The following is a 25870-nucleotide window of genomic DNA, read 5'->3' on the forward strand; positions in this document are numbered from 1 at the left end:
TAACCGACAAACGGTTGCCGGCATGATTAAGGATCGGCGAGCACGGATCGTGATCGCCGTGGCGCACTACCAGCGCACGAAGAATCGCCCGCCAAGCGCGCCAAGCAGCGCGAGCGCCGCGATCGCCAGCGAGTACCAGGTGGCGACGAAAAGCGGCGAGTCGTCGAAGCAGTGCGCGGCGTAGAAGGTCGCCGCGAGCCCGCCGGCGAGCAGGCCCGCAGCCGCGCCGGCAAGCACCGGCCGTGTCGGTGCGCCATAGCGCAGCATCCACAGGAAAATGGCAAGCGGACCGATGCCGATCAAAGGGATGAATGCCATGCAGATCATCATGTTGGAGCCGACCATCCTTGTGCCCCACAGCGCCTCCGGCACCATGAAAAGCTCCAGAACCACCGCCACGGCTATCAACACCGGCGCAGCGGCCATCCAGGCCATTGCCCGGCCCGTCGAGGCTCCCGGCGTCGACAAGGCGCGGACCAGGGCAAAGGCACTGACGGCAAGCACGATGGTGAAGACGAATTTGGAAAGAAAGCGTATCGTGTGGGCGGCCGCCATGAAGTCCGGGCGCGGACCGATGGTCAGCAGGAAAACGACGGCCGCGATCACCGCGGCCGCACCGGCGGCCACCCACCAGGCCGATTGCAACGGCATCGCCTTGCTCCGGGCATCGGCATCCAGCGCCTTGATGAGATCGTCCGTCCTCATGTCATTCCCGCCCGAATCGCCCCTGCCCGAACCGCTTGGCTATCGCGGCAAGTCCCCGATGCAGCGACACACGCACCGCCGTCTCGCTGATACCGAACTTTGCCGCCGTCTCTCCAATGGAGCGGCCTTCCACCGAAACGGCTGAGACCACCGAGCGCTGTGCCGGCGACAGGCCGTCCAAAGCCCGGGTGATGTCGCGCTCGCTGACGGTTTCCGTTTCCGGCTCGGCGAACGTCTCGGCGATATCGTCGACATCGATCTCGATGCGCCGTCCACGCCGCCGGAACGCGTCGATGAGCTTGAAGCGGGCGATTGCATAGATCCACGGCAACACCGGCGCATCCTGGCGCCAGGTATGTCGTTTCACATGAATGGCCAGCAAGGTTTCCTGCACGACATCCTCGGGATCGACCCCGCCCCGCACGATCTTGCGCCTGACAAAACCGCGCACCAGCGCGGCAATCCGGTGCAGAAAGTCGGCATAGGCCCTTTCATCTCCCGCGATCGCGGCCCGCATCAGCCGGGAAAGCTCGGCCTCGTCCTTGCCGCTCACAAGAGTTCACTCCCCCGATTTTCGCGTCTCGGCGCTGATTTGTTACGTGGCCGGCGAAATAATGTCCAAGCCAAACTAGCGGCAAATCACGAAAGTTTGCAGGCGCTCGATCAAAATCAGCAAAGCAATGTTGACTATCCTGGTCAGGTATCGATAGGTGCGGCCCTGAAAGACCGAAGACCCCGGAGATCGAGGACAGTGACATGAAATACGCTCTTTCCACCCTCGTCGGCGCCACCGTGCTGGCAATCACCCTGCTCGCCGGTCCGGCCATGGCGGAGGATGATGGCATCATTGTCTACAATGCGCAGCACGAGAGCCTGACCAAGGCATGGGCCGAAGGCTTCACCAAGGAGACCGGCATCAAGGTCACCGTGCGCAATGGCGGCGACAGCGATTTCTCGAACCAGATCGTCGCCGAGGGCGCTGCTTCGCCCGCGGACGTGTTCCTGACGGAAAACTCGCCGGCCATGGTGCTGGTCGAAAATGCCGGCCTGTTCGCGCCGGTCGAAGCCGACACACTGGCCCAGGTTCCTCAGGACTATCAGCCGGCCAGCGGCAAATGGGTCGGCGTCGCGGCGCGCAGCACGGTGTTTGCTTATAACAAGACCAAGCTGACCGCCGACCAGCTGCCCAAGTCGATGCTTGACCTCGCCGATCCGAGTTGGAAGGGCCGTTGGGCGGCCTCCCCCTCGGGCGCCGATTTTCAGGCCATCGTCAGTGCGCTGCTTCAGCTCAAGGGCGAGGCCGCCACGGCGGACTGGCTGAAAGCGATGAAGACCAATTTCACTGCCTACAAGGGCAACAGCACGGTGATGAAGGCGGTCAACGCCGGCGAAATCGAAGGCGGCGTGATTTACCATTATTACTATTTCGGCGATCAGGCCAAGACCGGCGAAAACAGCAAGAATGTCGAGCTGCATTATTTCAAGAACCAGGATCCGGGCGCGTTCGTCTCGATTTCCGGCGGCGGTGTGCTGGCTTCGAGCAAGCATCCGAAGGAAGCCCAGGCCTTCCTGAAATGGGTGACCGGCAAGGGCGGCCAGGACGTGCTGAAGACCGGCGATTCCTTCGAATACGCGGTCGGCAAGGGTGCGGAGTCCAACCCGAAGCTGGTGCCGCTCGCCGATCTGCAGGCGCCGAAAGTCGATACCACGACGCTGAACTCCAAGAAGGTCACCGACCTGATGACGGCAGCCGGCTTGCTTTAGTTGCCATTCCTCCTAAAAGGACAACCGACCACGCTCCCGCGGGAATTCGCCTTCCGCGGGAGTGATTTTGCTTTTCGAGATGGCATTCGTCGATGACGACACGCTGTGTTCCCGACCGCGATCGCGGTCCTTCAATTGCTGCCGCTGGACGGCAACGGCGCGGCGTCTGACCTGATGCAGTCTGCGGTCGATCTCGCGCGCTCGGGCCTGCCTTCGGGCACAGGCCGAAGGGCTCGGCGACGCGCACCGCTTTGGCTGGTCATCGCCGCCGTCTTCGTTGCGCTGCTGGCGCTGCTGCCGCTTGCCTTCATCATCTGGATCGCGGTGCGGACCGGCTGGGAAACCGTCTCGGCGCTGGTCTTCCGGCCACGTGTCGGCGAGCTTCTGGTCAATACTATCCTGCTGGTCGCGCTCTGCGTGCCGATCACCATCGTGCTGTCGGTTGCCCTGGCCTGGCTGACCGAGCGCAGCGACTTGCCGGGCGCCCGGTTCTGGGCCTGGCTGTGCGTGGCGCCGCTCGCCATCCCCGCTTTCGTGCACAGCTATGCCTGGATCACCATGGTGCCAGGACTGCACGGCCTGTGGGCCGGCGTCCTGATTTCCGTGATCGCCTATTTCCCGTTCCTGTATCTGCCGGTGTCGGCGGCGTTGCGCCGTCTCGATCCCGCTCTCGAGGACGCCGCCGCCGCACTCGGCCTTGGGCCCCGGCGCGTGTTCTGGCGTGTCGTGCTGCCGCAATTGCGGCTGGCCATCTGCGGCGGTTCGCTGCTGGTCGGGCTGCATCTGCTGGCCGAGTACGGCCTCTATGTCTTCATCCGCTTCGACACCTTCACCACGGCGATCGTCGACCAATTCCAGTCGACCTTCAACGGCCCGGCCGCCAACATGCTGGCCGGCGTGCTGGTGAGCTGCTGCTTCGTGCTGCTCGGCCTCGAAGTGCTGGTGCGCGGCGAGGAGCGCTATGCCCGCGTCGGCTCCGGCGCCGCGCGCTATCAGCAGCGCACAAGCCTCGGACGGGCCACCGTCCCTTGCCTCGCCTTGCTTGTCGTCACCACGCTGCTGGCGCTTGGCGTGCCGTTCGTCACCATCGGCGGCTGGCTTGCCGCCGGCGGCGCGGCTGTCTGGCGCTTCGACGAGATCGGGCTGGCGCTTGGCCAAACGCTGTTCCTGGCGCTCGCCGGCGCATTGCTCGCCACGGTCGCCGCCATGCCGATGGCCTGGATCTCGATCCGAGCGCCGGGGCCATTGCAGCGTCTGCTGGAGGGCTGCAACTACATCGTCGGCTCGTTGCCGGGGGTCGTCATCGCACTGGCGCTGGTCACCATCACGGTGCGCATCGCGCTTCCGCTCTACCAGACCCTGTTCACCATCCTGATGGCCTATGCGCTGATGTTCCTGCCGCGCGCTCTGGTCAGCCTGCGGGCCTCGATCGCGCAGGCGCCGGTCGAACTCGAACGCGCCGCTTCCAGCCTCGGACGGCCCCCGCTGCAGGCGCTGTGGTCGACCACGATCCGCCTGTCGGCGCCAGGTGCCGCGGCCGGCATGGCGCTGGTGGCGCTCGGCATCATGAACGAACTGACCGCCACCCAGATGCTGGCGCCGAACGGCACCCGCACGCTGGCGATGGCGTTCTGGTCCTACAGCGGCGAGATTGATTATGCCTCCGCGGCCCCTTACGCCTTCATCATGGTGGCCATGTCGCTTCCCTTGACCTGGCTGCTTTACGTCCAGTCGAAACGGATGGCCGGACGATGAGCTTTCTCGAAATCAGCGGCCTGCACAAGCATTACGGCCCGGTGGCGGCGCTTGCCGGCGTCGACCTGAGCGTCGCCAGTGGCAGCCGCACGGCAATCGTCGGCCCGTCCGGCTGCGGCAAGACGACCCTGCTGCGGCTGATCGCCGGCTTCGAGGCCCCGGACCAGGGCCGCATCACGCTCGACGGCGAGGTGCTGGCCAATGGCGGCGCGGCGGTGCCGGCATATCGCCGCGGGATCGGCGTGGTGGCGCAGGATGGCGCCCTGTTCCCGCATCTGACCATTGGCGACAATATCGGCTTCGGCATGGCCCGCAGCGAAGACAAGCGCACCGAGCGCATCGTCGAGCTCGCCTATATCGTCGGGCTCGACAAGGCGATCCTCAAACGCCGCCCGCACGAGCTCTCCGGCGGCCAGCAGCAGCGTGTGGCACTGGCCCGCGCCATGGCGATGAAGCCGAGACTGATGCTTCTCGACGAGCCGTTCTCGGCGCTCGATACTGGCCTGCGCGCCTCGATGCGCAAGGCGGTGGCCGAGCTTCTGGAAACCGCTGGCATCACCACCATCCTGGTGACGCACGACCAGGCCGAGGCGCTGTCCTTCGCCAGTCAGGTCGCGGTGATGCGCGACGGCAAGTTCTCGCAGATCGGTACGCCGCGCGAACTCTATTTCAAGCCGAAGGACAGGATGATCGCCGAGTTCCTCGGCGACGCCATCATCCTGCCGGCAAAGATATCGGGCGGCTTCGCCAATTCTCCACTCGGCCGCATCGCGGTCGACACCAACGACAGCCGCGACATTGCCCGCATCATGCTGCGGCCGGAGCAGATCGCGCTGAAAAGAACGTCGCGCGAGGGCATGTCGGGCACTTCGGACATGCTGTTCGGCGAAGTGACGGAATCGGAATTCGCCGGCTCGATGTGCACGATCGCGGTGCGGCTCTTGAACAATGCCGATCCGCCCGATGCGGCCGCGATCGGCAACACGCCGCTGGTGCTGCGCAAACCGGGCATGGACGCGCCGGCGGTCGGCGAGATCGTCCGGCTGACCGTATCGGGAAAGGCGCATGTCTTCACCTGAACGGTCGAAAGCTTTTCGGCGCTGCGCCTCAATCCGACTCACACGGTGATGCGTTCGCCGGTCTCGCCGGAATAGATCGGCCACTGTTCGAGAAAATCGCAGCCGTGCACGACCACGTGCTCGTTGGCGCTGTCGACGAGGACGACCGCGTAGGAGGGCGGCGCTTGCTCGACAATCTCGCTCGATCGGTCGAGGGCAAGTTCGAACCTGGCATGCAGGCCGCGCTGCGCCGAGAACGGAATGCCGGCGACCGTGCCTGCGATGTCGCGATGGACGTGGCCGAAGAAGATGTGGCGGACGTTACCATGACCCCGAAGCAGGCCCAGCAACCGTTCGGGTTGCTCAAGGGCGAGCGGATCGAGTTGCGGCAGGCCGAGCGTGACCGGCGGATGATGCATGAAGACATAGGCGGGCCGGCCTGCCGCTTCTTCGAGCCGGGCTTCCAACCAGGCAAACCGCTTGTCGCACAATTCGCCTTCGACACGGCCCTCCGCCAGGCAATCGAGGAACAGCAGCACCTCGTCGGCTGTTTGGCGAGCCGACTGCACGAAGCCGTTCTCGTCGACCGGAATTTCAGGAAACGCCGCAACAAGATTGGCCCGCCGGTCATGGTTTCCCGGAAGCAGTTGAAAGGGCACCGACAGCTCGCTCAGAGAGGCGCGGAGATCGGCATAGCTTTCGGGCGCGCCGGTCTCGGTCAGGTCGCCGGTGAAGACGCAAAGCGCGGCATCGGCATGATGCGCATTGATGTGCGCGATGCATGAAGCCAGCCGCTGATGCAGGTCGGCGCCATAGCGGCGCTCGCCTTGCCGGCCAAGATGGACATCGGTGACCTGGATAATCTTCATTGCGGGCTTCTTCGGCTTGCCGGTGGTGCCGGTCCAGTCATCGGCGACAATGGCTTCAGAAATCAAAGTGCCGGTTCCGGCACCGAAGCCTTGAAGACCTCGAGACGGGTTCCCGCATCCGACGAGAAGAAATGCAGATCGTCGGGCGAAAACCGCAGACCCACCGCGCTGCCGGGTTCCGGGTGGACGGCCTCCGAGGTCATGACGGAAAACGGCGCGCCGTCTAGATCGACATAGATGACGCGGCCCGCGCCCAGTTCCTCGATCAGGTCGACGGTCGCATTGAGCGCGCCTGCGGTGCCCGGCGCCACCAGCCGCACGGCTTCCGGCCGGATACCGACCGCCACCTGCGTGCCGACCGCCAGGCCGGCGCGCGGAACGGCAAGATGCCGGCTGCCGGCGAGCAGCGAGACCCCGTCGAGGTCCACTGTGCCTTCAAGAATGTTCATGGCCGGCGCACCGACGAAGGTGGCGACGAAACGGCTGGCCGGACGGCTGTAGATCTGGGCTGGCGTGCCGACCTGTTCGACGCGCCCGCCATTCATCACCACCAGCCGGTCGGCAAGCGTCATCGCCTCGACCTGGTCATGGGTTACGAAGACAGACGTCGCTTTCAGCCGGCGATGCAGCTTGCGGATCTCCGAGCGCATCTGGACGCGCAGTTTCGCGTCAAGATTGGACAGCGGTTCGTCAAAGAGAAAAACCTTGGGCTCGCGGATCATCGCCCGGCCCATGGCGACGCGCTGCCTCTGGCCGCCGGACAACGCCATCGGCTTGCGGTCGAGCAGATGTTCGAGCTCCAGCGTGCGGGCGACCGCCTGGATGCGCAGCTGGCGCTCGGCGGCGGCAACGCCCGCGACCTTGAGCGAATAGCCGATGTTCTGCGCTACGCTCATATGCGGATAGAGCGCGTAGTTCTGGAACACCATGGCGCAGCCGCGCTCACGCGGCTCCAAATTGTTGACCACGGTGTCATCGATAGCGATCTCGCCGCCGGATATGTCCTCCAGTCCCGCGATCATCCGAAGCAGCGTGGACTTTCCGCAGCCTGATGGCCCGAGGATGACGACGAATTCGCCCGATGCGATGTCGAGGTCGACGCCATGCACGACCTGCATTTTGGCGTAGCTTTTCTTGACGTCGCGAATGGTGATGGAGGCCATCTTTCGTCTCCTTTCAGGTCACTTTTCGGTGGCGATCAGGCCGCGCACGAACCAGCGCTGCATGGCCACGACAACGATCAGCGGCGGCAACATGACGATAAGCGTTCCGGCCATGGCGATGTTCCATTCCGGAATGCCGCCGACATTGGGGATGAGCTGCTTGAGTTCCGTGACCGCCGTCGCATGCGACTGGTCGGTGGTGATCAGCAACGGCCACAGATACTGGTTCCACGCCCACAGGAACATGATGGTCCCAAGCGCGGCCATGTTGTTGCGCGACAGCGGCAGCAGGATGTCGATGAAGAAACGCAGCGCGCCGGCGCCGTCCATGCGCGCGGCCTCGGTCAGTTCATCCGGAACGGTGAGGAAGAACTGCCGGTACAGGAAGGTCCCGGTGGCGGTCGCGACCAGCGGCAGGATCAGGCCGGTATAGGAATTGAGAAGGCCGAGGTTGAGCGAAACCTGGACGCCCGATACCTTCTCGATCAGCCAGCTGATTCCGGTCAGGTCGAGGATGGTCTGATAGGGCGACAGCACATTGGCGACGACCGCGTAGGTCGGCACGATGCGCACTTCCAGCGGCAGCATCAGCGTCACGAAGATCAGCCAGAATATGAAGGTGCGGCCGGGATAGCGGAAATAGACGATCGAGAAGGCGGTGAGCGCCGATATGATCACTTTGCCCGCCGCGACGCCGACGGCCATGATGAAACTGTTCAGAAGCTTGGGGCCGAGGTCGGCCGTCGTCCAGGCCGTCTTGATGTTCAGCCAGAAGTCGCTGCCCGGCAGCAGCGACATCGGTACGTCGTTGACATCCCCGAGATTGTGCGACGCCGCGATGGCGACGATCACGAACGGCGCGACGCACAAGACGAAGCCGATGAACAGGATCAGATGCGTGAAGAAATTGAGGAAGGGGGTGCGCTCTACCATATCGGCATCACCTGTAGTGCACGCGCCGCTCGATGAAGCGGAACTGGAAAATGGTCAGCACGACGATGAGCACCATCAGGATGATGCTCTGCGCGGCGGCGCCCGAATAATCGAGGCCTTTGAAGCCGTCGGAATAGATCTTGTAGACCATCAGATTGGTGGCGTTCGCAGGGCCGCCGGCGGTCATGATGTCAACGATGCCGAAGGAATCCTGGAAGCTCTCGGTGATGTTGATGACCAGCAGGAAGAAGATCGTCGGCGTGATCAGCGGGAACTGGATGTCACAGAAGCGCCTGACGACGCCGGAGCCGTCCATTGCGGCTGCCTCTATCAGCGAACGCGGAATGGCCTGGAACGCGGCGAGGAAGAAGATGAAGTTGTAGCCGACATACTTCCAGGAAAAGGCGATGATGATCGAGGCCATGGCATCTGTGCCGTCAAGGCCGGGATCCCAGAAGCCGGGCCAGACCTGGTTGACGACGGCCATGAAGCCGGCTTCCGGCGCAAGGATGAAGCGGAACGCCATTGCCAGCGCCGGCGCCGCGATGCCGTAAGGCCAGATCAGCACCACGCGATAGAAACGCGATCCGGCAAGTTGCCGATCGGTCAAGGCGGCCAGCACGAGGCCAATGAACATCGCAAGCCCGGTGCTGACGGCGGCAAAGACAACACTGGCGATGATCGAGTTCCAGTAGTCGGTATTGGAGAGGATCGAGCGGAAATTATCGAGCCCGACCCAGATGTTGCCGCCGCCCCAAGGCTGCTGCAGCGTCAGCGACCAGTACACGGCCTGACCGGCGGGCCAGTAGAAGAAGGTGAAGATCAAGAGGAGCTGAGGCACCGCGAAAAGGATGCCGATCGTCCAGCTGCCAAAGGTAACGCGTTTTTCCATCGGTCCGCCGATGCCGCTCAACGGCCAGTCACGTGTGCATTAGATACGCGAAACACCCGCCCGTCGACTCAAGCATGAGGCTCGACGGGCGGCCTGAAAATCGCCTGTGGGTCAGGGCAGGGTCTTGCCCGGATAGGTCTGCTGGAAGCGGTCGAGGATGGCGTCGCCATTCTTGACCAGCGTGTCGAGGCCTTCCTGGACACTGACCTTGTTGGCGAAGATCGCCTGCATCTGGGTGCCGAACTCGGCGCGGATCTGGGTGAAATTGCCCAGCCGCACGCCGCGGGTGATTTCGGTCGGCTCGGACGCGGTCAGGCTGGCGATCGCGACTTCGCGGCCCTTGTAGGGCGCCTTGTCGTAGAAGCCGGTGGACTTCATGTAGTCGAAGCCCGACTTGGTCACCGGGATGTAGCCGGTGTTGGTCGACCAGAACAGGGCGGTCTTGGGGTCATGGATGAAGTTGAGGAACGCGGCCGCGCCCTTGTATTCGGCATCCGACTTGCCGGAGAGAACCCAAAGCGAAGCGCCGCCGACGAGTGAATTCTTGCGCTCGGTGCCGGCATAGACGGGCAATTCGGCGACATCCCAGTTCATGCCTGCCTTCTGCGTCTTGCCGACCGTGCCGTGGTCGCCGACCGAAGTCATGATGACCTGGCAGGTGCCGGAGGCGAAGGCCTGGACCATGTCCTGGCCGAGGTCCTTCGACTTGATCTTGATCAGGCCGGCATCATACCACTTCCTTAGGTCGGTCACGTATTGGACGAACTTGGTCTTGTTGACTTCCAGACGCGCGTCGAGGCCGTCATAGCCATTGTTCCTGGTGGCGATCGGCTGATTGTGGATGGCCGAGAACTGCTCCATCAGCTGCCAGCTTTCGTTGGCCGAGATATTGATCGCCATCGGGCATTCATAGCCGGCGTCCTTCATTGCCTGAAGATCGGTGCCAACGTCTTCCCAGGTCTTCGGCGCTTCGGTCTTGCCAATCTTGGCGAAGGCGTCCTTGTTCCAGTACATCAGCGCGGTCGAGGAATTGAACGGGAAGGACAGCATCTCGCCCTTCGAGGTCGCGTAGTAGCGGGCGATGCCGGGGAAATAGTCGGCGTAGTCGATCTTGTAGCCGTTTTCTTCCATCAGCTTGTCGGCCGGCTTGTAGGCGCCCGACAGCATCATGGTGGCAGTGCCGACATCATAGACCTGGACGACGGCCGGCTGCTTGCCGGCGCGGAAGGCGGCGATCGTGTTCTGCAGCGTGGCGTCGTAGTTGCCCTGGCTGGTGCAGACGACTTCATAGTCGGCCTGCGAGGCGTTGAAGTTCTTGCACAGAGTGTCGACGACGCGGGCAAGGTCGCCCGAAAGGCCGAACCAGAAATCGAATTTCACCGGCTCTGCGACGGCGGGCATGGCAAGCGCGATGCTGAGCGCGCCTACGGCAAGGGCGGCAAAGCCCCGCTTGATGATGGTCATGATTTCTTCCCTCTTGAGTGGCTGTTGACAAGGGTCTTGCGCAAGTCCTTGCCCGCTCTCTTAGAGAAGGTATGTGACAGTTCTGCTGTGGCCCCTCAGGCCTGTGGACAGCCTGTCTCTCCTCCCTCCAGCGGTTGCGCCGGCATGAAAATGTCATGCCGGCGCTCTAGGTAGCTAGGGCGGCTGTCAAGGACGTAAAGACCTGAAGAGCAGTCATGATTATCCGGCTAAAGGGATGAATGAAATGCTGGTGCCACAGCTGACACATGTTCCACTCGCCGAGCGCCAGGCCATGCGCGACGGTCCCCGTGATAGCGCCACCCATCTTCGTTTGGCCGGCGCCACACCGGCACTTGGCCAGATCGAGATCGGCGGTAAGGCTTCACGCGAAGGCACGGGCGAAACGCTCACCGTCGTGGCCTGGAACGTCGAACGGCTGCGCCATGGCGATGCCATCGCGGCAACGCTTGCCGACCAGTCACCGGATGTCGTGCTGCTGTCCGAGGTCGACGAAGGCATGGCGCGCTCAGGCAACGGCCATCCCTTGCGCGCCCTTGCCGACCGTCTCGGTCATGCCTTCGCCTATGGCGTCGAATTCGTCGAGCTCGGCGGCGGCAATGAGACTGAGCAGGCTGCAACCGGCGCCGTCCAGAATACGGAAGGCTTCCACGGCAATGCCGTGACCAGCGCCATCCCGCTGCTTCGCCCTTTCCTGGTCCGCCTCGACGCGGCTGGCGGCTGGTTCCTGCCGGAGCGGGGCCAGCCGCGAATCGGCGGGCGCATGGCCATCGGTGGCCAGGTGCGGATCGGCGACCGCAGGGTGACGGTCGTCTCGGTGCATCTGGAAAACCGCACCGATCCCGCCGGCCGGGCCATCCAGGTCAGCCATCTTCTCGATGCCATCGACAGATATGATCCAGAGGCGCCGGTGCTGCTCGGCGGCGACTTCAACACGCTGACATCGAGCCATGAGGACCGCCACGACGATCCCGACGCCTGGGCGGCGCGCATCGCGGCCGAGCCTGATCGGCTGATCGATGTCGAACGCCATGAACCGCTGTTCGCGGTCTTCGCCGGGCGCGGTTACGACTGGAAGGCCGCCAACAGGCTCGACCTGCCCACGCAGCGGCGCGAGTTCGGCGATCCTACCCCGACCGGCCACATCGACTGGTTCTTCACGCGCGGCCTTGTCGCAACAGCCCCCGCCGTCCTTCCGGCTGTGCTGGCGGACGGCAGCCCGAGCTCCGATCATGAAGCAATTGTCGTGACGGTTCGCATCGCCTGACTAGCGCGGCCAGCCGGCTACACCAGAGAAGTAGTCAGTCGCCCTTCTCCGGAAAAACCCGACGCTAGAAGCTTTCGGGCTTGAGCGCCGTCTCGACCAGTCTCCTGGCGTCCGGTCCCGACCATTCGGCCGGGCCGTTCATATGGGCGAGCAGGCAGCCCTCGCCGTCGATCAGCATGGTGACGGGAAGGCCGAGCGCGAGGCCGCGCTTCTTAAGGTCATTGAACAGCGCCATCGTCGAATCCCGGTAATAGCCGAGCGTCGTGACGCCGGTATCGCTGAGGAATTTCTTCGGCTTCACATCGTCGCCGGCATCGACATTGACGGCGACCACCTGAAAGGCATCGCTGCCCATTTCCTTCTGCAGCGCATCAAGCGCCGGCATTTCGGCGCGGCACGGCGCGCACCATGTCGCCCACAAATTAAGCAGCACCGTCTTGCCGGCATGGTCGGCAAGCGTCATCAGCTTGCCGTCCGGACCGTTAAAGGCGAGGCTTTTCAAGGATTGCGGCGGATCGGCCGGCAACAGTGCAGCGACCTGACCGGTGGCCGAGGCCGCGACCTTCTTGGCGCGATCGCTCTTGGCGGCGCAGGCGACATCGTCCTTGCTGTCGCCGACGACAGCTTGTGCCGGTGCATTGTTGCCAGACCGGCTCTCGCTGACATATACCGCGACCGCGCCGGCCAGCGCGCCCGCCACCAAGGCGGCGAGGATCAGGCGCGAGGCCGGGAAGAATCTATTGCCGTCTGCCATTTTCTCAAACTGCTCCGAAGCACGGGTTATAGCCATGAGCGACAAGAAAACCAGCAACCAGATGTGGGGCGGACGTTTTGCCTCGGGTCCGGCCGCGATCATGGAAGCGATCAACGCGTCGATCTCCTTCGACCGCAAACTCTATGCGCAGGACATCAAAGGCTCGATCGCCCATAGCGAGATGCTGGCGCAAACGGGCATTATTTCGGCGGCCGATCAAGAAAAAATCGCTCACGGGCTGAACACGATCCTGAAAGAGATCGAGGCCGGCAGCTTCGAGTTCTCGACCCGGCTGGAAGACATCCACATGAATATCGAGGCGCGCCTTGCCGACCTGATCGGTCCGGCGGCCGGCCGGCTGCACACCGCCCGCTCGCGCAACGATCAGGTGGCGGTCGACTTGAGACTGTGGGTCAAGGATGAGTGCTTTCGTGTCGCCGAGGCGTTGAAAGGGCTGATCAAGGCACTGCTGGAGCGGGCCGAGGAGCATGCGGCGACGGTGATGCCGGGCTTTACCCATATGCAGGCGGCCCAACCGGTGACCTTCGGCCATCACTGCATGGCCTATGTCGAAATGTTTTCGCGCGACCTGTCGCGTGCGCGCGATGCAATCGAGCGGATGGACGAAAGCCCGCTCGGTGCCGCGGCCCTCGCCGGCACCAGTTTCCCGATCGACCGCCACCGGACCGCCAAGGCGCTCGGCTTCCGTGAGCCGATGCGCAATTCGCTCGACAGCGTTTCGGACCGCGATTTCGCGCTGGAGTTCCTCGGCATGGCGGCGATCTGCGCCACGCATCTGTCGCGACTGGCCGAGGAGATCATCATCTGGTCGACGCCGCAGTTCGGCTTCGTCAGGCTGTCGGACTCGTTTTCCACCGGCTCCTCGATCATGCCGCAGAAGAAGAACCCAGATGCGGCCGAATTGGTGCGCGGCAAGACAGGCCGCGTCACCGGCCATCTGGTCGGCCTGCTGACGGTGATGAAAGGGATGCCTTTGACCTATGGCAAGGACATGCAGGAAGACAAGGAATCGGTGTTCGATGCCGCCGAGACGCTGGACCTGATGCTGGCCGCGATGACCGGCATGGTTTCGGACATGACGGTCAACGCGGCCGCGATGAAGAAGGCCGCCGGCGCGGGTCACGCGACAGCGACCGATCTTGCCGACTGGCTGGTGCGCACGCTCGGCCTGCCGTTCCGCGAGGCGCATCATGTCACCGGCCGGGCGGTGGCTCTGGCCGAAGAGAAGAAGGTCGGGCTGGAGAAGCTTTCGCTGGAGGATCTGCAGTCGATCGATCCCGCCATCACGGCGGACATATTTTCGGTGCTGGCGGTGCAGAACTCGGTCAAGAGCCGCACCAGTTTCGGCGGCACCGCGCCGTCGGAAGTGAGGAAACAGATCCGCACCTGGAAAAAGCGACTGGCGAAAGCGTGATTCCGGCTGCTGCGACCAGCAATATCCCTGATATTGCGACCAGCAATATCCGGGGTGCAATACGCCGAGAACTCGGCTAAAAGCGGCGGCTGGCAAACGTTTCGGACGGATGGATCGATGACCGGAAGCAGGATTTGGGTGACTCTGACGCTTCTGGCGGCGATCGCGGCCGTTTCGGCCTGCGGCAGGAGGGGCGGTCTCGACACGCCCTATGAGGCAGCCGTGCAAGCGCGCAAGGATGCCTCGAAGGCGCACCAGCCAGTACCGCCGGAGCCGGAAAAACCGGTCGAGGACAAGAAGTTCATCCTCGACCCGCTGATCTAGAGCAGCCATGCGACTGGGTTTTGGTCCTTCTAAACCCGATCTCATCGTGCTCCAACTTCCGGAACCACTCTCGTGAACCATTTCGACTACCGCGACGGCGTGCTCCATGCCGAGGACGTGGCGATCCCCGATATCGCCGCGCAGGTCGGCACGCCGTTCTACTGCTATTCGACGGCCACGTTGACCAGGCACTACCGGGTGTTCGCGCAGGCCTTTGCCGGGCTCGAAACGCTGGTCTGCTACGCCATGAAGGCCAATTCCAACCAAGCCGTTCTGCGGACGCTGGCGAAGCTCGGTGCCGGCGCCGACGTGGTTTCGGAAGGGGAGTTGCGCCGGGCGCTGGCCGCCGGCATCCCGGCAAGCAAGATCCTGTTTTCGGGCGTCGGCAAGACCGCACGGGAAATGGACTTTGCCCTTGCCGCCGGCATCCTCTGTTTCAACGTTGAATCCGAGCCTGAACTCGAGCTCCTGTCGGCGCGAGCCGTGGCGCTCGGCAAGGTGGCGCCGATCTCGCTGCGCATCAATCCCGATGTCGACGCCAGGACCCACAAGAAGATTTCCACCGGCAAGGCCGAGAACAAGTTCGGCGTTCCGTGGCAAAAGGCGCGTCAGGTCTATGCCCGCGCGGCAAAGCTTCCCGGCATCAAGATCACCGGCATCGACACCCATATCGGCAGCCAGATCACCGAGCTGCAGCCTTTCGACGACGCCTTCGCCCTGCTTGTCGATCTGGTCGGCGCGTTGCGAACTGACGGCCATGTCATCGAGCATATCGATCTCGGCGGAGGCCTCGGCATTCCCTACCGCATCGACAACAATCCGCCGCCCCTCCCCGATGCTTATGCCCAGATCGTCAGGAAGCATGTCGGCAAGCTCGGATTGAAGGTGATGTTCGAGCCGGGCCGGCTGATATCAGGCAATGCCGGGATCCTCGTCTCGGAAGTGATCTTCGTGAAGGAAGGCGACGCCAAGAACTTCCTGGTCGTCGACGCCGCCATGAACGATCTCATCCGACCGACGCTCTACGATGCTTTCCACGACATCCGTCCGGTCGTGCAGCCGCCGGCCGACGCGCCGCGCATGATGGTCGACGTTGTCGGCCCGGTCTGCGAGACCGGCGATTATATCGGCCTCGACCGCGATCTGCCCAGGCTGAAGTCCGGCGACCTGATTGCCGTCTTCACCGCCGGCGCCTATGGCGCGGTGCAGGCAGGCACCTACAACACCCGCCTGCTGGTGCCGGAAGTTCTGGTCGACGGGGACCGCTTCCACGTCGTGCGTCCGCGCCTGTCCTATGACGACCTGATCGGGCTGGATTCCGTACCCGATTGGCTCGCATAGAGGCCACATCGTCTCGAACGCCGACGGTAGCGCTATAGCCGGTTCTGGATGAGCGCCCTTGTTTCGGCGATCCTATCCTCGTCGCGGCGATAGAATGTCCATTGCTTGATGCGCCTGGCACGCAACAAGCCGGCTTGGGTGAGCACGCGCATATGCTCGCTGAGCGTCGCCTGTGTGATGCCGAGCTTCTCGGCGATCAGCAGCGCGCAGACGCCGTCCTCGACCAGATCGCCATCCGCCTGGGGTGGGAAATGCGCGCGCGGATCCTTCAGCCAGTCGAGTATCTGCAGCCTGCGTTCGTTGGCAATCGCCTTGAAGACATCGACCTCTTGCATTTAGCCATTTTGCCAAGTTACTAATTACTGTCAATCCCGAGGAGACGTCGATGACGAACGGCAACACTGTCACACGCGAGCGCATTGCCGCGATGGAACCGCGCATCCGTCCCTATGTGCGCCACACACCGGTGCTGCGCGTCGACATGGCCGACTTCGACCGGCCGCCGCTGGCGATCGACCTGAAGCTCGAATGCCTGCAGCATTCCGGCTCGTTCAAGGCGCGCGGCGCCTTCACCAATCTCCTGGAACGGCCGGTTCCCGAGGCCGGTGTCGTCGCCGCGTCGGGCGGCAACCATGGTGCTGCCGTCGCCTATGCCGCCATGCGGCTTGGCCACAAGGCGACCATTTTCGTGCCCGAAGTGAGCCCGCCGGCCAAGCTCGAGCGGATCCGCTCCTACGGCGCCGATCTGATCGTCGGCGGCGCCCGCTATGCCGAGGCACTGGCCGCCAGCGAACGGTTCGCCGAGGAAACCGGCGCCTTGCAGATCCATGCCTTCAACCAGCAGGAGACGCTGATCGGCCAGGGCACGCTTGGGCTGGAAATCGAGAGCGATTTGCCTGAGATCGACACATTGCTGGTCGCCGTCGGCGGCGGCGGCCTGATCGGCGGCATCGCTGCCTGGTTTGCCGGCCGCATCCGCATCATCGCCGTCGAGCCGGAAGGGGCACCAACGCTTTACCGCGCCTTTGAGGCCGGACACCCCGTCGATGCGCCGGCCGAGGGCATCGCCGCCGATTCGCTGGCGCCAAAGCGTGTCGGCGAGATGATGTTCCCGATCGCCGAGGCCTTTGTCGAACGCTCGATCCTGGTCAGCGACGACGACATCATCGCCGCGCAAAAGGCGTTGTGGAACCGGGTTCGCATCATTTCCGAGCCGGGTGGCGCCGCCGCCTTTGCCGCGATCCTGTCCGGCCGCTATTCGCCAGCGCCGGGCGAACGCGTCGCCGTGCTGGTCTGCGGGGCAAATGCGAACCCGGCAACCTTCTGACTGCAGCATGGAACTATAATAGCGGCCTTCACGTTTTTCCAAACCGCCTCGCCTTTGCCGTGTTTGCTGGTATTCTTCGAGTCGTGAGGCTTGGGCTATCCTGCCCGCCCACAGCATGATCCCGAAAAGTGGAATCCGGTTTTTGGGATAGATCATGCTCAAGAGATAGAGCCCCATGCCTGTTTTTTCGGGATGGAATAGGGCTCGAGGAAGGGCCGATGACGCGACGACCCACCTTCAGCAGCAATCGCGGCCTGGCCGGGCGCCTAGCCTTGAGCCGGCTGGCGACGCGGGTCTCGATGATGGTCGAGCGCGGCTGGCCGTTGCTGCTTCCGCTCGTCATCGTCGCCAGCCTGTTCCTCAGCGCCTCCTGGCTCGGCCTCTTCTCCCGGCTGCCGGATATGGCGCGCATCGGCCTTGTCGCCGCCTTCGCCATCGCGGCACTGGCCGCGCTCTATCCCCTGCGCTTCTTCCGCCTGCCGGGCGCCGCCGAAATCGACCGCCGCATCGAGGCGGCCAATCAATTGCTGCACAGCCCGGTGCTGGTGCAGACCGACCGGCCTAGCGGTAGGGAAAGCAGCTTCTCGCAAGCGCTCTGGCGCGAGCACCAGAAGCGCATGGCCGGAAAGCTCGACAGCCTCGGCGCCGACCTGCCGCGCACACGGGTGCCGGAGCGCGACCCCTGGGGACTGCGCACGGTGGCGGCACTTTTGCTCGTTACCGCCTTCGCCTTCTCCTTCGGGCCGACGGGCGGCAGAGTCAGCGACGGGTTCAATGCCCGTGGCGCGCAGGATACCGTGCCGCCGCGCATCGACGCCTGGGTGACGCCACCGGCCTACACCGGCAAGCCGCCGATCTTCCTGACCGCCGACGCCAACCAGGCGACGCCGACCTTCACCGTTCCCGAAGGCAGCGATGTGTCGTTGCGCGTGACCGGCGGTTCGGGCGAGGAAACGCTTGCCTACGCCGACAAGAGTGGCAATTCCCGCGCCATCGAGCCGGCCGGTCCGCAGGCCGCCACAGCCAAGCCAGCGGCAAGCCCGGCGACGCCGTCCAAGATACGCCAGTTCACCGGCAAGCTGACCGGCGACGGCACGCTGACGCTGACATCGGGCGAGGATCAGCTCGGCCGCTGGGCCTTCGCGGTCATAACCGACAAGCCGCCGCGGATCCGCTTCGTCGGCGAGCCGAAGCGGGCCGCCAACGGCGCCTTCGAACTCAACTACCAGATCGACGACGACTATGGCGCCGCCACCGCCAAGACGGTGTTCACGCTCGCCGATCCGCAGGCACCGAATGCGCATCCGCTCTATGGTCCGCCTGAAATGCCGCTTTCGCTGCCGCGACGCGGCGGCAAGTCGAATGCGGCCAAGACCTCCAAGGACCTGACCGAGCATGTCTGGGCCGGCAGCAACATCAAGCTGACGCTGGTTGCCACCGACGATGCCGGGCACACCGCATCAAGCGAAACCAAGACGCTGATGATGCCGGAGCGGCCGTTCGCCAATCCGCTGGCGCGAGCCGTGATCGAGCAGCGCCGCCTGCTCGCGCTCGACGCCAATGCCAAGCCGCGCGTGCTCGACCTGATGGACGCCATTACGCTGCGGCCGGAAGACACGTTCGACAACATGTCCCACTACCTCGCCATCATGAGCGCCCGCAGCCGGTTGAAGATGGCCGACAGCGACGATCAATTGCGCAGCGAGGTCTCCTATCTCTGGGAAATCGCGCTCGGCATTGAGGAAGGCAATCTCTCGGCCGCGGAAAAGCGGCTGCGCCAGGCACAGCAGGCATTGCAGGACGCCATCAAGAATGGCGCCAGCGACGCCGAAATCGAAAAGGCGATGAAGGAACTGCGCGAGGCGATGAACCAGTTCCTGCAGGAATTCGCGGAGCGCGCCAAGCAGAATCCCAGCGCCCCGCAGATGCAGCAGAATGGCCAGGAACTGCGCCAAAGCGATATCGACCGCATGATGGATCAGATCGAGAATCTGGCGAAGTCGGGCGACCGCGACAAGGCGCAGCAATTGCTGTCGCAACTGCAGGACATGATGAACAATCTGCAGGCCGGCCGTCAGCAGCAAGGCGGCCAGCAGGATAGCGAGATGCGCCAGCAGATGGACAAGCTCGGCGATATCCTGCGCCGCCAGCAGGAGATGATGAACGACACCTTCCGCATGGACCAGATGCAGCGCGGCGAACGCCAGCGCGGACAGAACCGCGACGAACAGCTCGGCCAGGACGAGCAACAAGGTCAATCAGGCGAAAACGGCAAGCCGAACGAGGGCGGCCAGCCGAAGCCGATGACGCCGCAGGAATTCGCCGATGCGCTGAAGCAGCTGCAGCAGGGTCAGGGCCAGCTGAAAAGCGACCTCGAGCAGTTGAAGAAGGGGCTCGAGGGCATGGGCATGGAGCCCAATGAAGGATTTGGCGAGGCCGGCAAATCCATGGGCAATGCCGAACAGGCGCTCGGCGAGGGCGAAGGCGATGAGGCCGTCGGCCATCAGGGCCGGGCGCTGGAAGCGCTCCGCAAGGGCGCCAAGGACATGATGAAGCAGATGCAGGCCATGCAGGGCGACCAGAGCGGCAGCGAACAAGGCGGCCGCCAGCAGAATGCCGATCGTGACCCGCTCGGCCGGCCACGCGCCAGCCAGGGGCCCGATTTCGGCGATTCGGTGAAGGTGCCCGACGAGATCGATGTGCAGCGCGCCCGTCAGATTCTGGAAGCGATCCGCAAGCGGCTCGGCAACGCGCTGAGTCCCGACATCGAACGCAGCTATCTGGAACGGCTGCTCGAGCTGAAATAGAGCAATTCCAGGAAAAGTGTGAAGCGGTTTTCCGTCCGGAATTGCGATAAAACAACAAAGGGATTGCCGCCCCGCCTCGACCACACCCGAAAACCCTCCCGGACGGTTGCAGCACCATGCCTAAACTTGGCGCTGTCATCCCTATCCTGCGCATCTTCGATATTGCCAAGGCGCGTGAATTCTACGTCGGCTTCCTCGGCTTCGAAGTGCGGTGGGGGCATAGCTTTGACGACAACGCGGCGACGGTGCCTCGGCATTGCCGTGCGCATAAGGGTCGAGGATATCGCGGCGCTGCATGGCGAATTGATCGGCAAGAAATACCGCTTCGCCAGGCCCGGCCTGGAAGAAAACGCCATGGAAGACCCGCGAGGTATCGGTCGCCGACCCGTTCGGCAACCGCCTGCATTTCTACGAGGATGCCGCCGGCTGATTCAGCCTGTTGACGAACGCCTCGCGGATTGCCTCCTGCATGCCGTCGATCGCCTCGCCTGACGCATTCGGGTTGCGGTGCATCACCACATTCGAGGAATCGATGGCGCCGAACCCGTCCGCGGTCGTCAGTTCACGGCAGCCGTCGGGAATGTTGCTGCGCGAAATCGGTGCGATCGCCAGTCCGGAGGTGACGGCGAGCTTGAGGCCGCCGGTGGTGTCGCTGGTATAGGCGACACGATAGGCAAGACCGCGCTGCTCCAGTGACTTGATGGCGAAGTCCTTGCACCAGCCTGCCCGGTTGTAGAGCGCGATCGGCACCGGCTGTTCCTCATGCATGTGGTGCAGGGTCGACGTCACCCACACGGTCGGATCGTGCATCAGCACTTCGCCGCCGGCAGGATCCTGCCATTCGAACACCACGCACAGATCGAGTTCGCCCGCGGCAAGCGCCGCTATCTGTGCCCCCGAATGCGCATAGCGCACGGTGACCTCGACCTGCGTGTGGCGCTTCGAAAAGGCGCCGAGCGCGCGCGACAGGATGGCGTGGCCATACTCCTCCGGAATGCCGATGCGCACCGGCCCGCCAAGCGGCGCCGCCGCCATCGAAGCCGCCGTCTCGTCGAGCAGCGAGACGATGCGGCGGGCATTGACGATGAGTTCGCCGCCGCGCCGCGTCAGCGCGACGCCGCGCGAGCCGCGCTCGAACAGGCTGTCGCCGATCAGCTCTTCGAGCTTCTTCATCTGCATCGACACCGCCGACTGGGTGCGGCCGGCCTGCTCCGCCGCCTTGGTGAAATTGCCGGTCTCGGCAATCGCCACGAAGGTGCGCAGGAGGTCGCTGTCGAGGGTCGGTCGCATGAAATCCGCCATAAGGAAATTTGATCGCTGGCATCATTCCAATTCGTTTGCAACATGTCAAACGCAGGACGATAGTGGCCACTCCCATTGGATATGCGGCTGCGAAATCAGCCGCGGACCAATCAAGAGTCCTCACTCGTGCCCGCTGCCCGAAACGGTGGCGGGTTCTTTTTAGCTTGCGGTCGCGGTACTGGAGCCTGGAATCGTCATGCGGAACCGGATGGTGCGCGGCATCCTGAGCCTGTGTCTCGGCGTGCTGGTCTTCTCGTTGCAGGACCCGCTCGTCAAAGCCGTGTCGAGCGGTTATCCGGTGACCGAAGTGATGGCGATCCGATCGATCGTCGCCTTGCCGATCCTGATTGTTCTGGTCCATACCGATGTCGGCCTGCGGGCGATCCTGTCGAAGCGATTCGGCATGCTGACGATGCGCGCCTTCATCCAGTTCACCTCCTATACGATGTACTATCTCGCCATCGCCGCTTTGCCGCTCGCCGACGCGGTGGCGCTCTACTTCATGGCGCCGCTGTTCATCATGGCGCTGGCCGGGCCGTATCTTGGCGAGCGCGTCTCCTGGCAAACGATGGCAACCGTGCTGATCGGGCTGTTCGGCGTCCTTGTGATGCTGCGCCCGGGCGCAGGGCTGTTCGACTGGGCGGCACTGCTGTCGCTGGGCTCGGCGGCGCTCTATGGCTTTTCGCAGCTGATGGCCCGCAAGATAGGCGATACCGAATCGTCCACCGTCATGGCCTTCTATCAGAACGGCGCCTATCTGGTCGGCGCCGCCGTGGTTGCCGGCGCGTTTCACCTTGCCGGCATCACCCATGCCGTCCACCCGAGCCTGGAATTCCTGGTGCGGCCCTGGCTGTGGCCGATGCTGCCCGATTTTCTCAAGATGGCGGCCTGCGGTTTCGTCGCTTCCGCCGGCATGATCCTGCTGTCGCAGGCCTACCGGATGGCGCCGGCCAACCGCGTCGCCACCTTCGAATACACCGGCATTCTGTGGTCGCCGCTGTGGGGTTTCCTGTTCTTCGCCGAAATGCCGCGGTCGACGACCGTGATCGGCGCGGCCCTCATAATCGGCGCCGGCCTGCTGGCGCTCAACACCGAACGGCGCAAGAGCGCTCCACCCGCGCTCACTGCTGCCGATCCAGCCTGATCAGGCGAAGCAGATCAGAGCCCGTTCGACGCGCGAGCGGATTTCGGCCAGCGTGAAAGGCTTCTGCACGACATCGAGGATGATGCCGTTCAATTCCTCGGCGCGCTCGCGCTGGTCGGCATAGCCGGTCATCAGCATGATCTTCATCGCCGGAAAGAGCGCTGCCGCCGCGATCGCCATCTCGATGCCGTCCATCTCCGGCATGCGGATGTCGGAGACGACGAGATCGTAGCCGCCACGCGCGGCCTGGATCAGCGAAAGCCCTTGCGCGCCGTCCGCCGCGATATCGATTGTATGCCCGGCGCGTTCAAGCGCGCGGGCGGCCAGGGTGCGTACGGACTCATCGTCCTCGACGATCAGAAGCTTTGCCATGACCGGCATACTTGGCGCTGAAAAGTTGACTTTTCCTGAAAGCGCGCAGGGTCGGTGGATCTTTTTGGAAGCCGCTCACGCGTCCCCTTTCACGACGCCGACAAACGGCAGTTCGCGAAAAGCGTGCGCGACATCCATGCCGTAGCCGACGACGAAATAGTCGGGGCAGTCGAAGCCGACGTAGTCGGCATTGAGCGCGGTCTGGCGGCGCATGCGCTTGTCGAGCAGCACGGCGACGGAACAGCTCTTGGCGCCCCTCGACAGCATCAGGTCGCGGGTGAAGCTCAGCGTCTTGCCCGATTCGAGAATGTCGTCGATCAACAGCACGTCGCGGCCGGCGACCTCATTGTCGATGTCGCGCAGCACCTTCACCTCGCCGCTGGTGGTGCCAGCGCCATAGCTGGAGATGAAGATGAACTCGACCTCCGGCGACAGGCCGACATCGTGCATGGCGCGGATAAGGTCGGCGGCGAAGATGAACGACCCCTTCAGCACCGAAATCACCAGCAGATCGTGATAGTCGTGGCCGGCGATCTCCTTGGCGAGCTCAAGGTTGCGCCGGGCGATCGCCGATGCTGAAAACAGGACTTCGATGTCCTTGCCGCGTACGATTGGCATTGGTGTTCCTCGATAGTCGCCTATTGAGCGAAAGTGACTAAAACGGTTCTTACGCCGTTCTTAGGCACGTCGAGCCGGCTGGCAAAGCCGAATCTTTCGCGCGGCGCCAGCGCGCGGCCGGATGTCCCCAACGTATAGCGGGTTGTGCGCCCGTCATTGCTCGTCACCCGAATTTCGAGCGGCGGCAGTTGCACAGGTTTCGCACCATCGTTGGCGGCCTCGCCATCGACGAACAGCGTTGGGTTCGGCCCCGAGGCGTCGATGCGTGACGTGACGCCTGAAATGCTGAGCGCCGACGCCTGCGCGCCGGACAGGAACGGCGCCTGGCGCACCAGCGCATGCCCACCCGAGACCCAGAAGGCGGCAAGGGCGGCCCCTAGGCCGGCGACCCAGAAGATCGGCCCGCCGCGCGAGGCCGGTGGCCGCTCCGCCGGGGCCTCGGGCTTGCGCAGCATGTCCATGCCCTCGATGGCCGGTGTGACGATCGCACGCGGCAGCGGCAAAACGCTTTCCACGACAGGGACAAGACGCGGCATCACCACATAGTCGGCATCGACGATGTCGGCAGCCGAACCACGCATGAACCGGTCCGCTACGGCAATTGCCGCCGGATCGGTCATGATTTCGCCGGAAACCGGGCGCGCGGTTCGATCGTCAGCCATATGGCCCCAGCATTGCAGAACGTGTTCGCTTTTCGTTTCTTTTTGCGTAAACACAAATGGTTAACGCTTCCCCACCGGAGCCCTCGTGACGAACCGAAAGAACGCAGGAATTAACCGCCGGTTAACCATGCCGGCCGATGGTCTTTACCCAGAACAGGCCGGCTCGCCGCCGTGCCGAATTTCAGGTCGCCGAAATTGATTCGCTTCGAAAATGTCGGCCTCCGTTATGGCATGGGTCCGGAAATCCTCCGCGACATCTCCCTGCACATTCCGGAGCGCTCCTTCCAGTTCCTGAGCGGGCCTTCGGGCGCCGGCAAGACGACGTTGCTGCGCCTGCTGTTCATGTCGCTGAAGCCGACGCGCGGGCTGATCACCATCTTCGGCAAGGACCGCTCGCGCATCTCGCGCACCGAGTTGCCGCATCTGCGGCGCCGCATCGGCGTGGTGTTCCAGGACTTTCGCCTGCTCGACCACATGACCACCTACGAGAATGTCGCGCTGCCGCTGCGCGTGCGCGGGCGCGAGGAGGCGAGCTACCGCACCGATGTCACCGAACTGTTGAAGTGGGTTGGGCTGGGCGAGCGCATGCATGTGCTGCCGCCGGTTCTGTCCGGCGGCGAGAAGCAGCGCGCCGCGATCGCCCGCGCGCTGATCGAGCAGCCGGAGATCCTGCTGGCCGATGAGCCGACCGGCAATGTCGATCCGCCGCTGGCGCGACGCCTGCTGCGGCTGTTCATCGAACTCAACCGTCTCGGCACCGCCGTGGTGATCGCCACCCACGATCTCGGCCTGATGGAACAGGTCGACGCGCGCCGCATGATCCTGGCCGGCGGAAGGCTGGACATTTATGACTGAACTGTCCGCCGGACATCTTGTCGAACGAACGCAGGACGCCGAGGCTACCGAGGCAAGGCCGCGCGCCCAGCGCAGGATGGCACCGATCGTGCCGGCGCAGAACATCGCCGGCCGGGCGCTGGTGCTGGTCATCGCCATCATGACCTTCCTTTCCTGCCTGACCTTCGGTGCGGTGACGCTGGTGCGCGACACGGCTTCCGTCTGGGAGAACCAGATCTCGCGTGAGGCGACGATCCAGGTTAAGCCGGTCGACGGTCTCGACATGGAGGCAGCCCTTGCCCAGGCTTCGCAGATCGCCGGCGAATTTCCCGGCGTCAAGGCGACCCGGATCATCGATCGTGAGGCGACCGCCAGGCTGTTGGAGCCGTGGCTCGGTTCGGGCCTTAACATCGACGAACTGCCGGTGCCGCGCCTGATCATCGTCACCATCGACGAGAGCAGCCCACCCGATTTCGCCGCCATGCGCGCCGCGATCACGCCGAAACTGCCGAGCGCCTCGCTCGACGATCACCGCACCTGGGTCGACCGGCTGGTGGCCATGGCCCGCACGACGGTGACCATCGGCATCGCCGTGCTGGCGCTGATGCTGTCGGCGACCGTGCTGACCGTGGTGTTCGCCACACGCGGCGCCATGGCCGGCAACGGCCACATCATCGAAGTACTGCATTTCGTCGGCGCCGAAGCGCGCTTCATCGCACGCGAGTTTCGCCGGCATTTCCTGGTCACCGGCATGAAAGGCGCGGCAGCCGGCGGCGCGGCCGCTGTGCTCGTCTTCATCGCCTTTTCCTGGTGGTCGTCGCGCAACATGGCAACGCCGCAGGCCGACCAGGCGACCGCCCTGTTCGGCAATTTCGCCATCGGCTCGGCGGGCTATCTCGGTGTCGTCTTGATGGTGCTGGTGATCGGCGGACTGACGGCGGCAACCTCGCACGCCACCGTCGTTGCCTATCTCAGCGACATCGACGTCCGCCAACCGGACGCGGGCTAACGACATGGACAGATCACGGATGGAGAATTCACGTAACGCAAAGTGCGTCTTTT

General features: G+C 63.9%; 26 protein-coding genes. 13 read left to right on the forward strand and 13 right to left on the reverse strand.

Going from position 1 to position 25870, the window contains the following annotated elements:
- Window positions 1–66: 66 nt before the first annotated feature.
- Window positions 67–705 carry an NrsF family protein gene (locus tag NKG99_RS12665; protein ID WP_352867871.1) on the reverse strand — a complete coding sequence of 213 codons (639 nt, stop codon included), beginning with the start codon at window positions 703–705 and terminating at the stop codon, window positions 67–69.
- A 1-nt stretch (window position 706) separates the two neighbouring features.
- Complete coding sequence (locus tag NKG99_RS12670; RefSeq protein ID WP_352867873.1) at window positions 707–1258, reverse strand: sigma-70 family RNA polymerase sigma factor; 552 nt, start codon at window positions 1256–1258, stop codon at window positions 707–709.
- Window positions 1259–1461: 203 nt separating this feature from the next.
- Between NKG99_RS12670 and NKG99_RS12675 the strand changes: the two genes are divergently transcribed.
- From NKG99_RS12675 to NKG99_RS12685, 3 genes are all read left to right on the forward strand, one after another.
- Window positions 1462–2469, forward strand: a complete 1008-nt coding sequence (locus NKG99_RS12675; protein ID WP_352867876.1) for an iron ABC transporter substrate-binding protein — start codon at window positions 1462–1464, stop codon at window positions 2467–2469.
- A gap of 174 nt (window positions 2470–2643) precedes the next feature.
- On the forward strand, window positions 2644–4224 hold the full coding sequence (locus tag NKG99_RS12680; RefSeq protein ID WP_352867964.1) for an ABC transporter permease: 1581 nt from the start codon (window positions 2644–2646) through the stop codon (window positions 4222–4224).
- Window positions 4221–5303, forward strand: coding sequence for an ABC transporter ATP-binding protein (locus NKG99_RS12685; protein WP_352867879.1), 1083 nt, complete (start codon window positions 4221–4223; stop codon window positions 5301–5303). Before NKG99_RS12680 ends, NKG99_RS12685 begins: the two co-directional genes overlap by 4 nt.
- 38 nt (window positions 5304–5341) lie before the next feature.
- On the opposite strand, the gene NKG99_RS12690 is transcribed toward NKG99_RS12685, so the two are convergent.
- From NKG99_RS12690 to NKG99_RS12710, 5 genes are all read right to left on the reverse strand, one after another.
- Window positions 5342–6151: a phosphodiesterase gene (locus NKG99_RS12690; protein ID WP_352867966.1), complete on the reverse strand. Its 810-nt coding sequence runs from the start codon at window positions 6149–6151 to the stop codon at window positions 5342–5344.
- A 62-nt stretch (window positions 6152–6213) separates the two neighbouring features.
- The gene (locus NKG99_RS12695) at window positions 6214–7314 is read right to left on the reverse strand and encodes a sn-glycerol-3-phosphate import ATP-binding protein UgpC (protein WP_352867882.1); all 1101 of its coding nucleotides are present in this window, start codon (window positions 7312–7314) and stop codon (window positions 6214–6216) included.
- 18 nt (window positions 7315–7332) lie between these two features.
- Window positions 7333–8247 (reverse strand): ABC transporter permease subunit, encoded by a 915-nt coding sequence (locus NKG99_RS12700; protein ID WP_352867885.1) that lies wholly within the window; start codon window positions 8245–8247, stop codon window positions 7333–7335.
- Window positions 8248–8254: 7 nt separating this feature from the next.
- On the reverse strand, window positions 8255–9139 hold the full coding sequence (locus NKG99_RS12705) for a carbohydrate ABC transporter permease (protein WP_352867887.1): 885 nt from the start codon (window positions 9137–9139) through the stop codon (window positions 8255–8257).
- Between the two features lie 111 nt (window positions 9140–9250).
- Complete coding sequence (locus tag NKG99_RS12710; protein ID WP_352867890.1) at window positions 9251–10603, reverse strand: extracellular solute-binding protein; 1353 nt, start codon at window positions 10601–10603, stop codon at window positions 9251–9253.
- 244 nt (window positions 10604–10847) lie between these two features.
- On the opposite strand from NKG99_RS12710, the gene NKG99_RS12715 reads away from it, so the two are divergent.
- On the forward strand, window positions 10848–11888 hold the full coding sequence (locus NKG99_RS12715; protein WP_352867893.1) for an endonuclease/exonuclease/phosphatase family protein: 1041 nt from the start codon (window positions 10848–10850) through the stop codon (window positions 11886–11888).
- Between the two features lie 64 nt (window positions 11889–11952).
- Here the strand turns inward: NKG99_RS12715 and tlpA are convergent, their stop codons facing one another.
- Window positions 11953–12642, reverse strand: a complete 690-nt coding sequence (gene tlpA / locus NKG99_RS12720; RefSeq protein WP_352867897.1) for a thiol:disulfide interchange protein TlpA — start codon at window positions 12640–12642, stop codon at window positions 11953–11955.
- Window positions 12643–12676: 34 nt separating this feature from the next.
- Here tlpA and argH point away from each other — a divergent pair, with 34 nt between their 5' ends.
- The 3 genes from argH (at window position 12677) to lysA (ending at window position 15742) form a co-directional block, all read left to right on the forward strand.
- Window positions 12677–14077: an argininosuccinate lyase gene (argH, locus tag NKG99_RS12725; protein WP_352867899.1), complete on the forward strand. Its 1401-nt coding sequence runs from the start codon at window positions 12677–12679 to the stop codon at window positions 14075–14077.
- Between the two features lie 117 nt (window positions 14078–14194).
- Window positions 14195–14401: a lipoprotein gene (locus tag NKG99_RS12730; protein WP_352867902.1), complete on the forward strand. Its 207-nt coding sequence runs from the start codon at window positions 14195–14197 to the stop codon at window positions 14399–14401.
- Window positions 14402–14473: 72 nt separating this feature from the next.
- Window positions 14474–15742, forward strand: coding sequence for a diaminopimelate decarboxylase (lysA, locus tag NKG99_RS12735; protein WP_352867905.1), 1269 nt, complete (start codon window positions 14474–14476; stop codon window positions 15740–15742).
- A gap of 32 nt (window positions 15743–15774) precedes the next feature.
- Here lysA and NKG99_RS12740 read toward each other — a convergent pair whose 3' ends face one another.
- Entirely contained in the window at window positions 15775–16077 is a 303-nt protein-coding gene (locus NKG99_RS12740; RefSeq protein WP_352659115.1) for an ArsR/SmtB family transcription factor, read from the reverse strand.
- Window positions 16078–16127: 50 nt separating this feature from the next.
- Here NKG99_RS12740 and NKG99_RS12745 point away from each other — a divergent pair, with 50 nt between their 5' ends.
- The 3 genes from NKG99_RS12745 to NKG99_RS12755 all read left to right on the forward strand — a co-directional run bounded on the left by NKG99_RS12745 (window position 16128) and on the right by NKG99_RS12755 (window position 20319).
- The gene (locus NKG99_RS12745; RefSeq protein WP_352867908.1) at window positions 16128–17069 is read left to right on the forward strand and encodes a threonine/serine dehydratase; all 942 of its coding nucleotides are present in this window, start codon (window positions 16128–16130) and stop codon (window positions 17067–17069) included.
- Between the two features lie 218 nt (window positions 17070–17287).
- Window positions 17288–19876 carry a TIGR02302 family protein gene (locus NKG99_RS12750; RefSeq protein ID WP_352867911.1) on the forward strand — a complete coding sequence of 863 codons (2589 nt, stop codon included), beginning with the start codon at window positions 17288–17290 and terminating at the stop codon, window positions 19874–19876.
- A 116-nt stretch (window positions 19877–19992) separates the two neighbouring features.
- A complete protein-coding gene (locus NKG99_RS12755; protein WP_502910934.1) occupies window positions 19993–20319 on the forward strand; it encodes a glyoxalase superfamily protein in 327 nt (108 codons plus the stop codon).
- On the opposite strand, the gene NKG99_RS12760 is transcribed toward NKG99_RS12755, so the two are convergent.
- The gene (locus NKG99_RS12760; RefSeq protein ID WP_352867914.1) at window positions 20285–21166 is read right to left on the reverse strand and encodes a LysR family transcriptional regulator; all 882 of its coding nucleotides are present in this window, start codon (window positions 21164–21166) and stop codon (window positions 20285–20287) included. The two genes, NKG99_RS12755 and NKG99_RS12760, sit on opposite strands and share 35 nt — an antisense overlap.
- A gap of 208 nt (window positions 21167–21374) precedes the next feature.
- Here NKG99_RS12760 and NKG99_RS12765 point away from each other — a divergent pair, with 208 nt between their 5' ends.
- Window positions 21375–22322 carry a DMT family transporter gene (locus NKG99_RS12765; protein WP_352867917.1) on the forward strand — a complete coding sequence of 316 codons (948 nt, stop codon included), beginning with the start codon at window positions 21375–21377 and terminating at the stop codon, window positions 22320–22322.
- Here NKG99_RS12765 and NKG99_RS12770 read toward each other — a convergent pair whose 3' ends face one another.
- The 3 genes from NKG99_RS12770 to NKG99_RS12780 form a co-directional block, all read right to left on the reverse strand.
- Window positions 22323–22694 carry a response regulator gene (locus NKG99_RS12770; RefSeq protein ID WP_352867920.1) on the reverse strand — a complete coding sequence of 124 codons (372 nt, stop codon included), beginning with the start codon at window positions 22692–22694 and terminating at the stop codon, window positions 22323–22325.
- Window positions 22695–22769: 75 nt separating this feature from the next.
- Entirely contained in the window at window positions 22770–23312 is a 543-nt protein-coding gene (gene hpt, locus NKG99_RS12775; protein ID WP_352867923.1) for a hypoxanthine phosphoribosyltransferase, read from the reverse strand.
- 20 nt (window positions 23313–23332) lie between these two features.
- Complete coding sequence (locus NKG99_RS12780) at window positions 23333–23974, reverse strand: hypothetical protein (RefSeq protein WP_352867925.1); 642 nt, start codon at window positions 23972–23974, stop codon at window positions 23333–23335.
- 195 nt (window positions 23975–24169) lie between these two features.
- On the opposite strand from NKG99_RS12780, the gene ftsE reads away from it, so the two are divergent.
- Together ftsE and NKG99_RS12790 are read left to right on the forward strand one after the other, a co-directional pair.
- Window positions 24170–24829 (forward strand): cell division ATP-binding protein FtsE, encoded by a 660-nt coding sequence (gene ftsE, locus NKG99_RS12785; RefSeq protein WP_010911739.1) that lies wholly within the window; start codon window positions 24170–24172, stop codon window positions 24827–24829.
- Complete coding sequence (locus tag NKG99_RS12790) at window positions 24822–25817, forward strand: cell division protein FtsX (RefSeq protein WP_352867928.1); 996 nt, start codon at window positions 24822–24824, stop codon at window positions 25815–25817. The genes ftsE and NKG99_RS12790 overlap by 8 nt, the downstream gene beginning before the upstream one ends.
- Window positions 25818–25870: the final 53 nt, after the last annotated feature.

The organism is Mesorhizobium sp. M1409 (assembly GCF_040317535.1).
GTDB lineage: Bacteria > Pseudomonadota > Alphaproteobacteria > Rhizobiales > Rhizobiaceae > Mesorhizobium.

Bases quoted from the DNA above. Each gene is read 5' to 3' on its own strand.
- NKG99_RS12690 (WP_352867966.1), bottom strand. From the start codon at position 6,151: ATGAAGATTATCCAGGTCACCGATGTCCATCTTGGCCGGCAAGGCGAG.
- NKG99_RS12765 (WP_352867917.1), top strand. From the start codon at position 21,375: ATGCGGAACCGGATGGTGCGCGGCATCCTGAGCCTGTGTCTCGGCGTG.
- NKG99_RS12675 (WP_352867876.1), top strand. From the start codon at position 1,462: ATGAAATACGCTCTTTCCACCCTCGTCGGCGCCACCGTGCTGGCAATC.
- NKG99_RS12680 (WP_352867964.1), top strand. From the start codon at position 2,644: ATGCAGTCTGCGGTCGATCTCGCGCGCTCGGGCCTGCCTTCGGGCACA.
- NKG99_RS12770 (WP_352867920.1), bottom strand. From the start codon at position 22,694: ATGGCAAAGCTTCTGATCGTCGAGGACGATGAGTCCGTACGCACCCTG.
- NKG99_RS12665 (WP_352867871.1), bottom strand. From the start codon at position 705: ATGAGGACGGACGATCTCATCAAGGCGCTGGATGCCGATGCCCGGAGC.
- NKG99_RS12755 (WP_502910934.1), top strand. From the start codon at position 19,993: ATGCCTAAACTTGGCGCTGTCATCCCTATCCTGCGCATCTTCGATATT.
- NKG99_RS12790 (WP_352867928.1), top strand. From the start codon at position 24,822: ATGACTGAACTGTCCGCCGGACATCTTGTCGAACGAACGCAGGACGCC.
- NKG99_RS12730 (WP_352867902.1), top strand. From the start codon at position 14,195: ATGACCGGAAGCAGGATTTGGGTGACTCTGACGCTTCTGGCGGCGATC.
- NKG99_RS12780 (WP_352867925.1), bottom strand. From the start codon at position 23,974: ATGGCTGACGATCGAACCGCGCGCCCGGTTTCCGGCGAAATCATGACC.
- NKG99_RS12695 (WP_352867882.1), bottom strand. From the start codon at position 7,314: ATGGCCTCCATCACCATTCGCGACGTCAAGAAAAGCTACGCCAAAATG.
- NKG99_RS12700 (WP_352867885.1), bottom strand. From the start codon at position 8,247: ATGGTAGAGCGCACCCCCTTCCTCAATTTCTTCACGCATCTGATCCTG.
- NKG99_RS12750 (WP_352867911.1), top strand. From the start codon at position 17,288: ATGACGCGACGACCCACCTTCAGCAGCAATCGCGGCCTGGCCGGGCGC.
- NKG99_RS12705 (WP_352867887.1), bottom strand. From the start codon at position 9,139: ATGGAAAAACGCGTTACCTTTGGCAGCTGGACGATCGGCATCCTTTTC.
- tlpA (WP_352867897.1), bottom strand. From the start codon at position 12,642: ATGGCAGACGGCAATAGATTCTTCCCGGCCTCGCGCCTGATCCTCGCC.
- NKG99_RS12745 (WP_352867908.1), top strand. From the start codon at position 16,128: ATGACGAACGGCAACACTGTCACACGCGAGCGCATTGCCGCGATGGAA.
- hpt (WP_352867923.1), bottom strand. From the start codon at position 23,312: ATGCCAATCGTACGCGGCAAGGACATCGAAGTCCTGTTTTCAGCATCG.
- NKG99_RS12710 (WP_352867890.1), bottom strand. From the start codon at position 10,603: ATGACCATCATCAAGCGGGGCTTTGCCGCCCTTGCCGTAGGCGCGCTC.
- NKG99_RS12760 (WP_352867914.1), bottom strand. From the start codon at position 21,166: ATGCGACCGACCCTCGACAGCGACCTCCTGCGCACCTTCGTGGCGATT.
- argH (WP_352867899.1), top strand. From the start codon at position 12,677: ATGAGCGACAAGAAAACCAGCAACCAGATGTGGGGCGGACGTTTTGCC.
- NKG99_RS12685 (WP_352867879.1), top strand. From the start codon at position 4,221: ATGAGCTTTCTCGAAATCAGCGGCCTGCACAAGCATTACGGCCCGGTG.
- NKG99_RS12740 (WP_352659115.1), bottom strand. From the start codon at position 16,077: ATGCAAGAGGTCGATGTCTTCAAGGCGATTGCCAACGAACGCAGGCTG.
- NKG99_RS12715 (WP_352867893.1), top strand. From the start codon at position 10,848: ATGCTGGTGCCACAGCTGACACATGTTCCACTCGCCGAGCGCCAGGCC.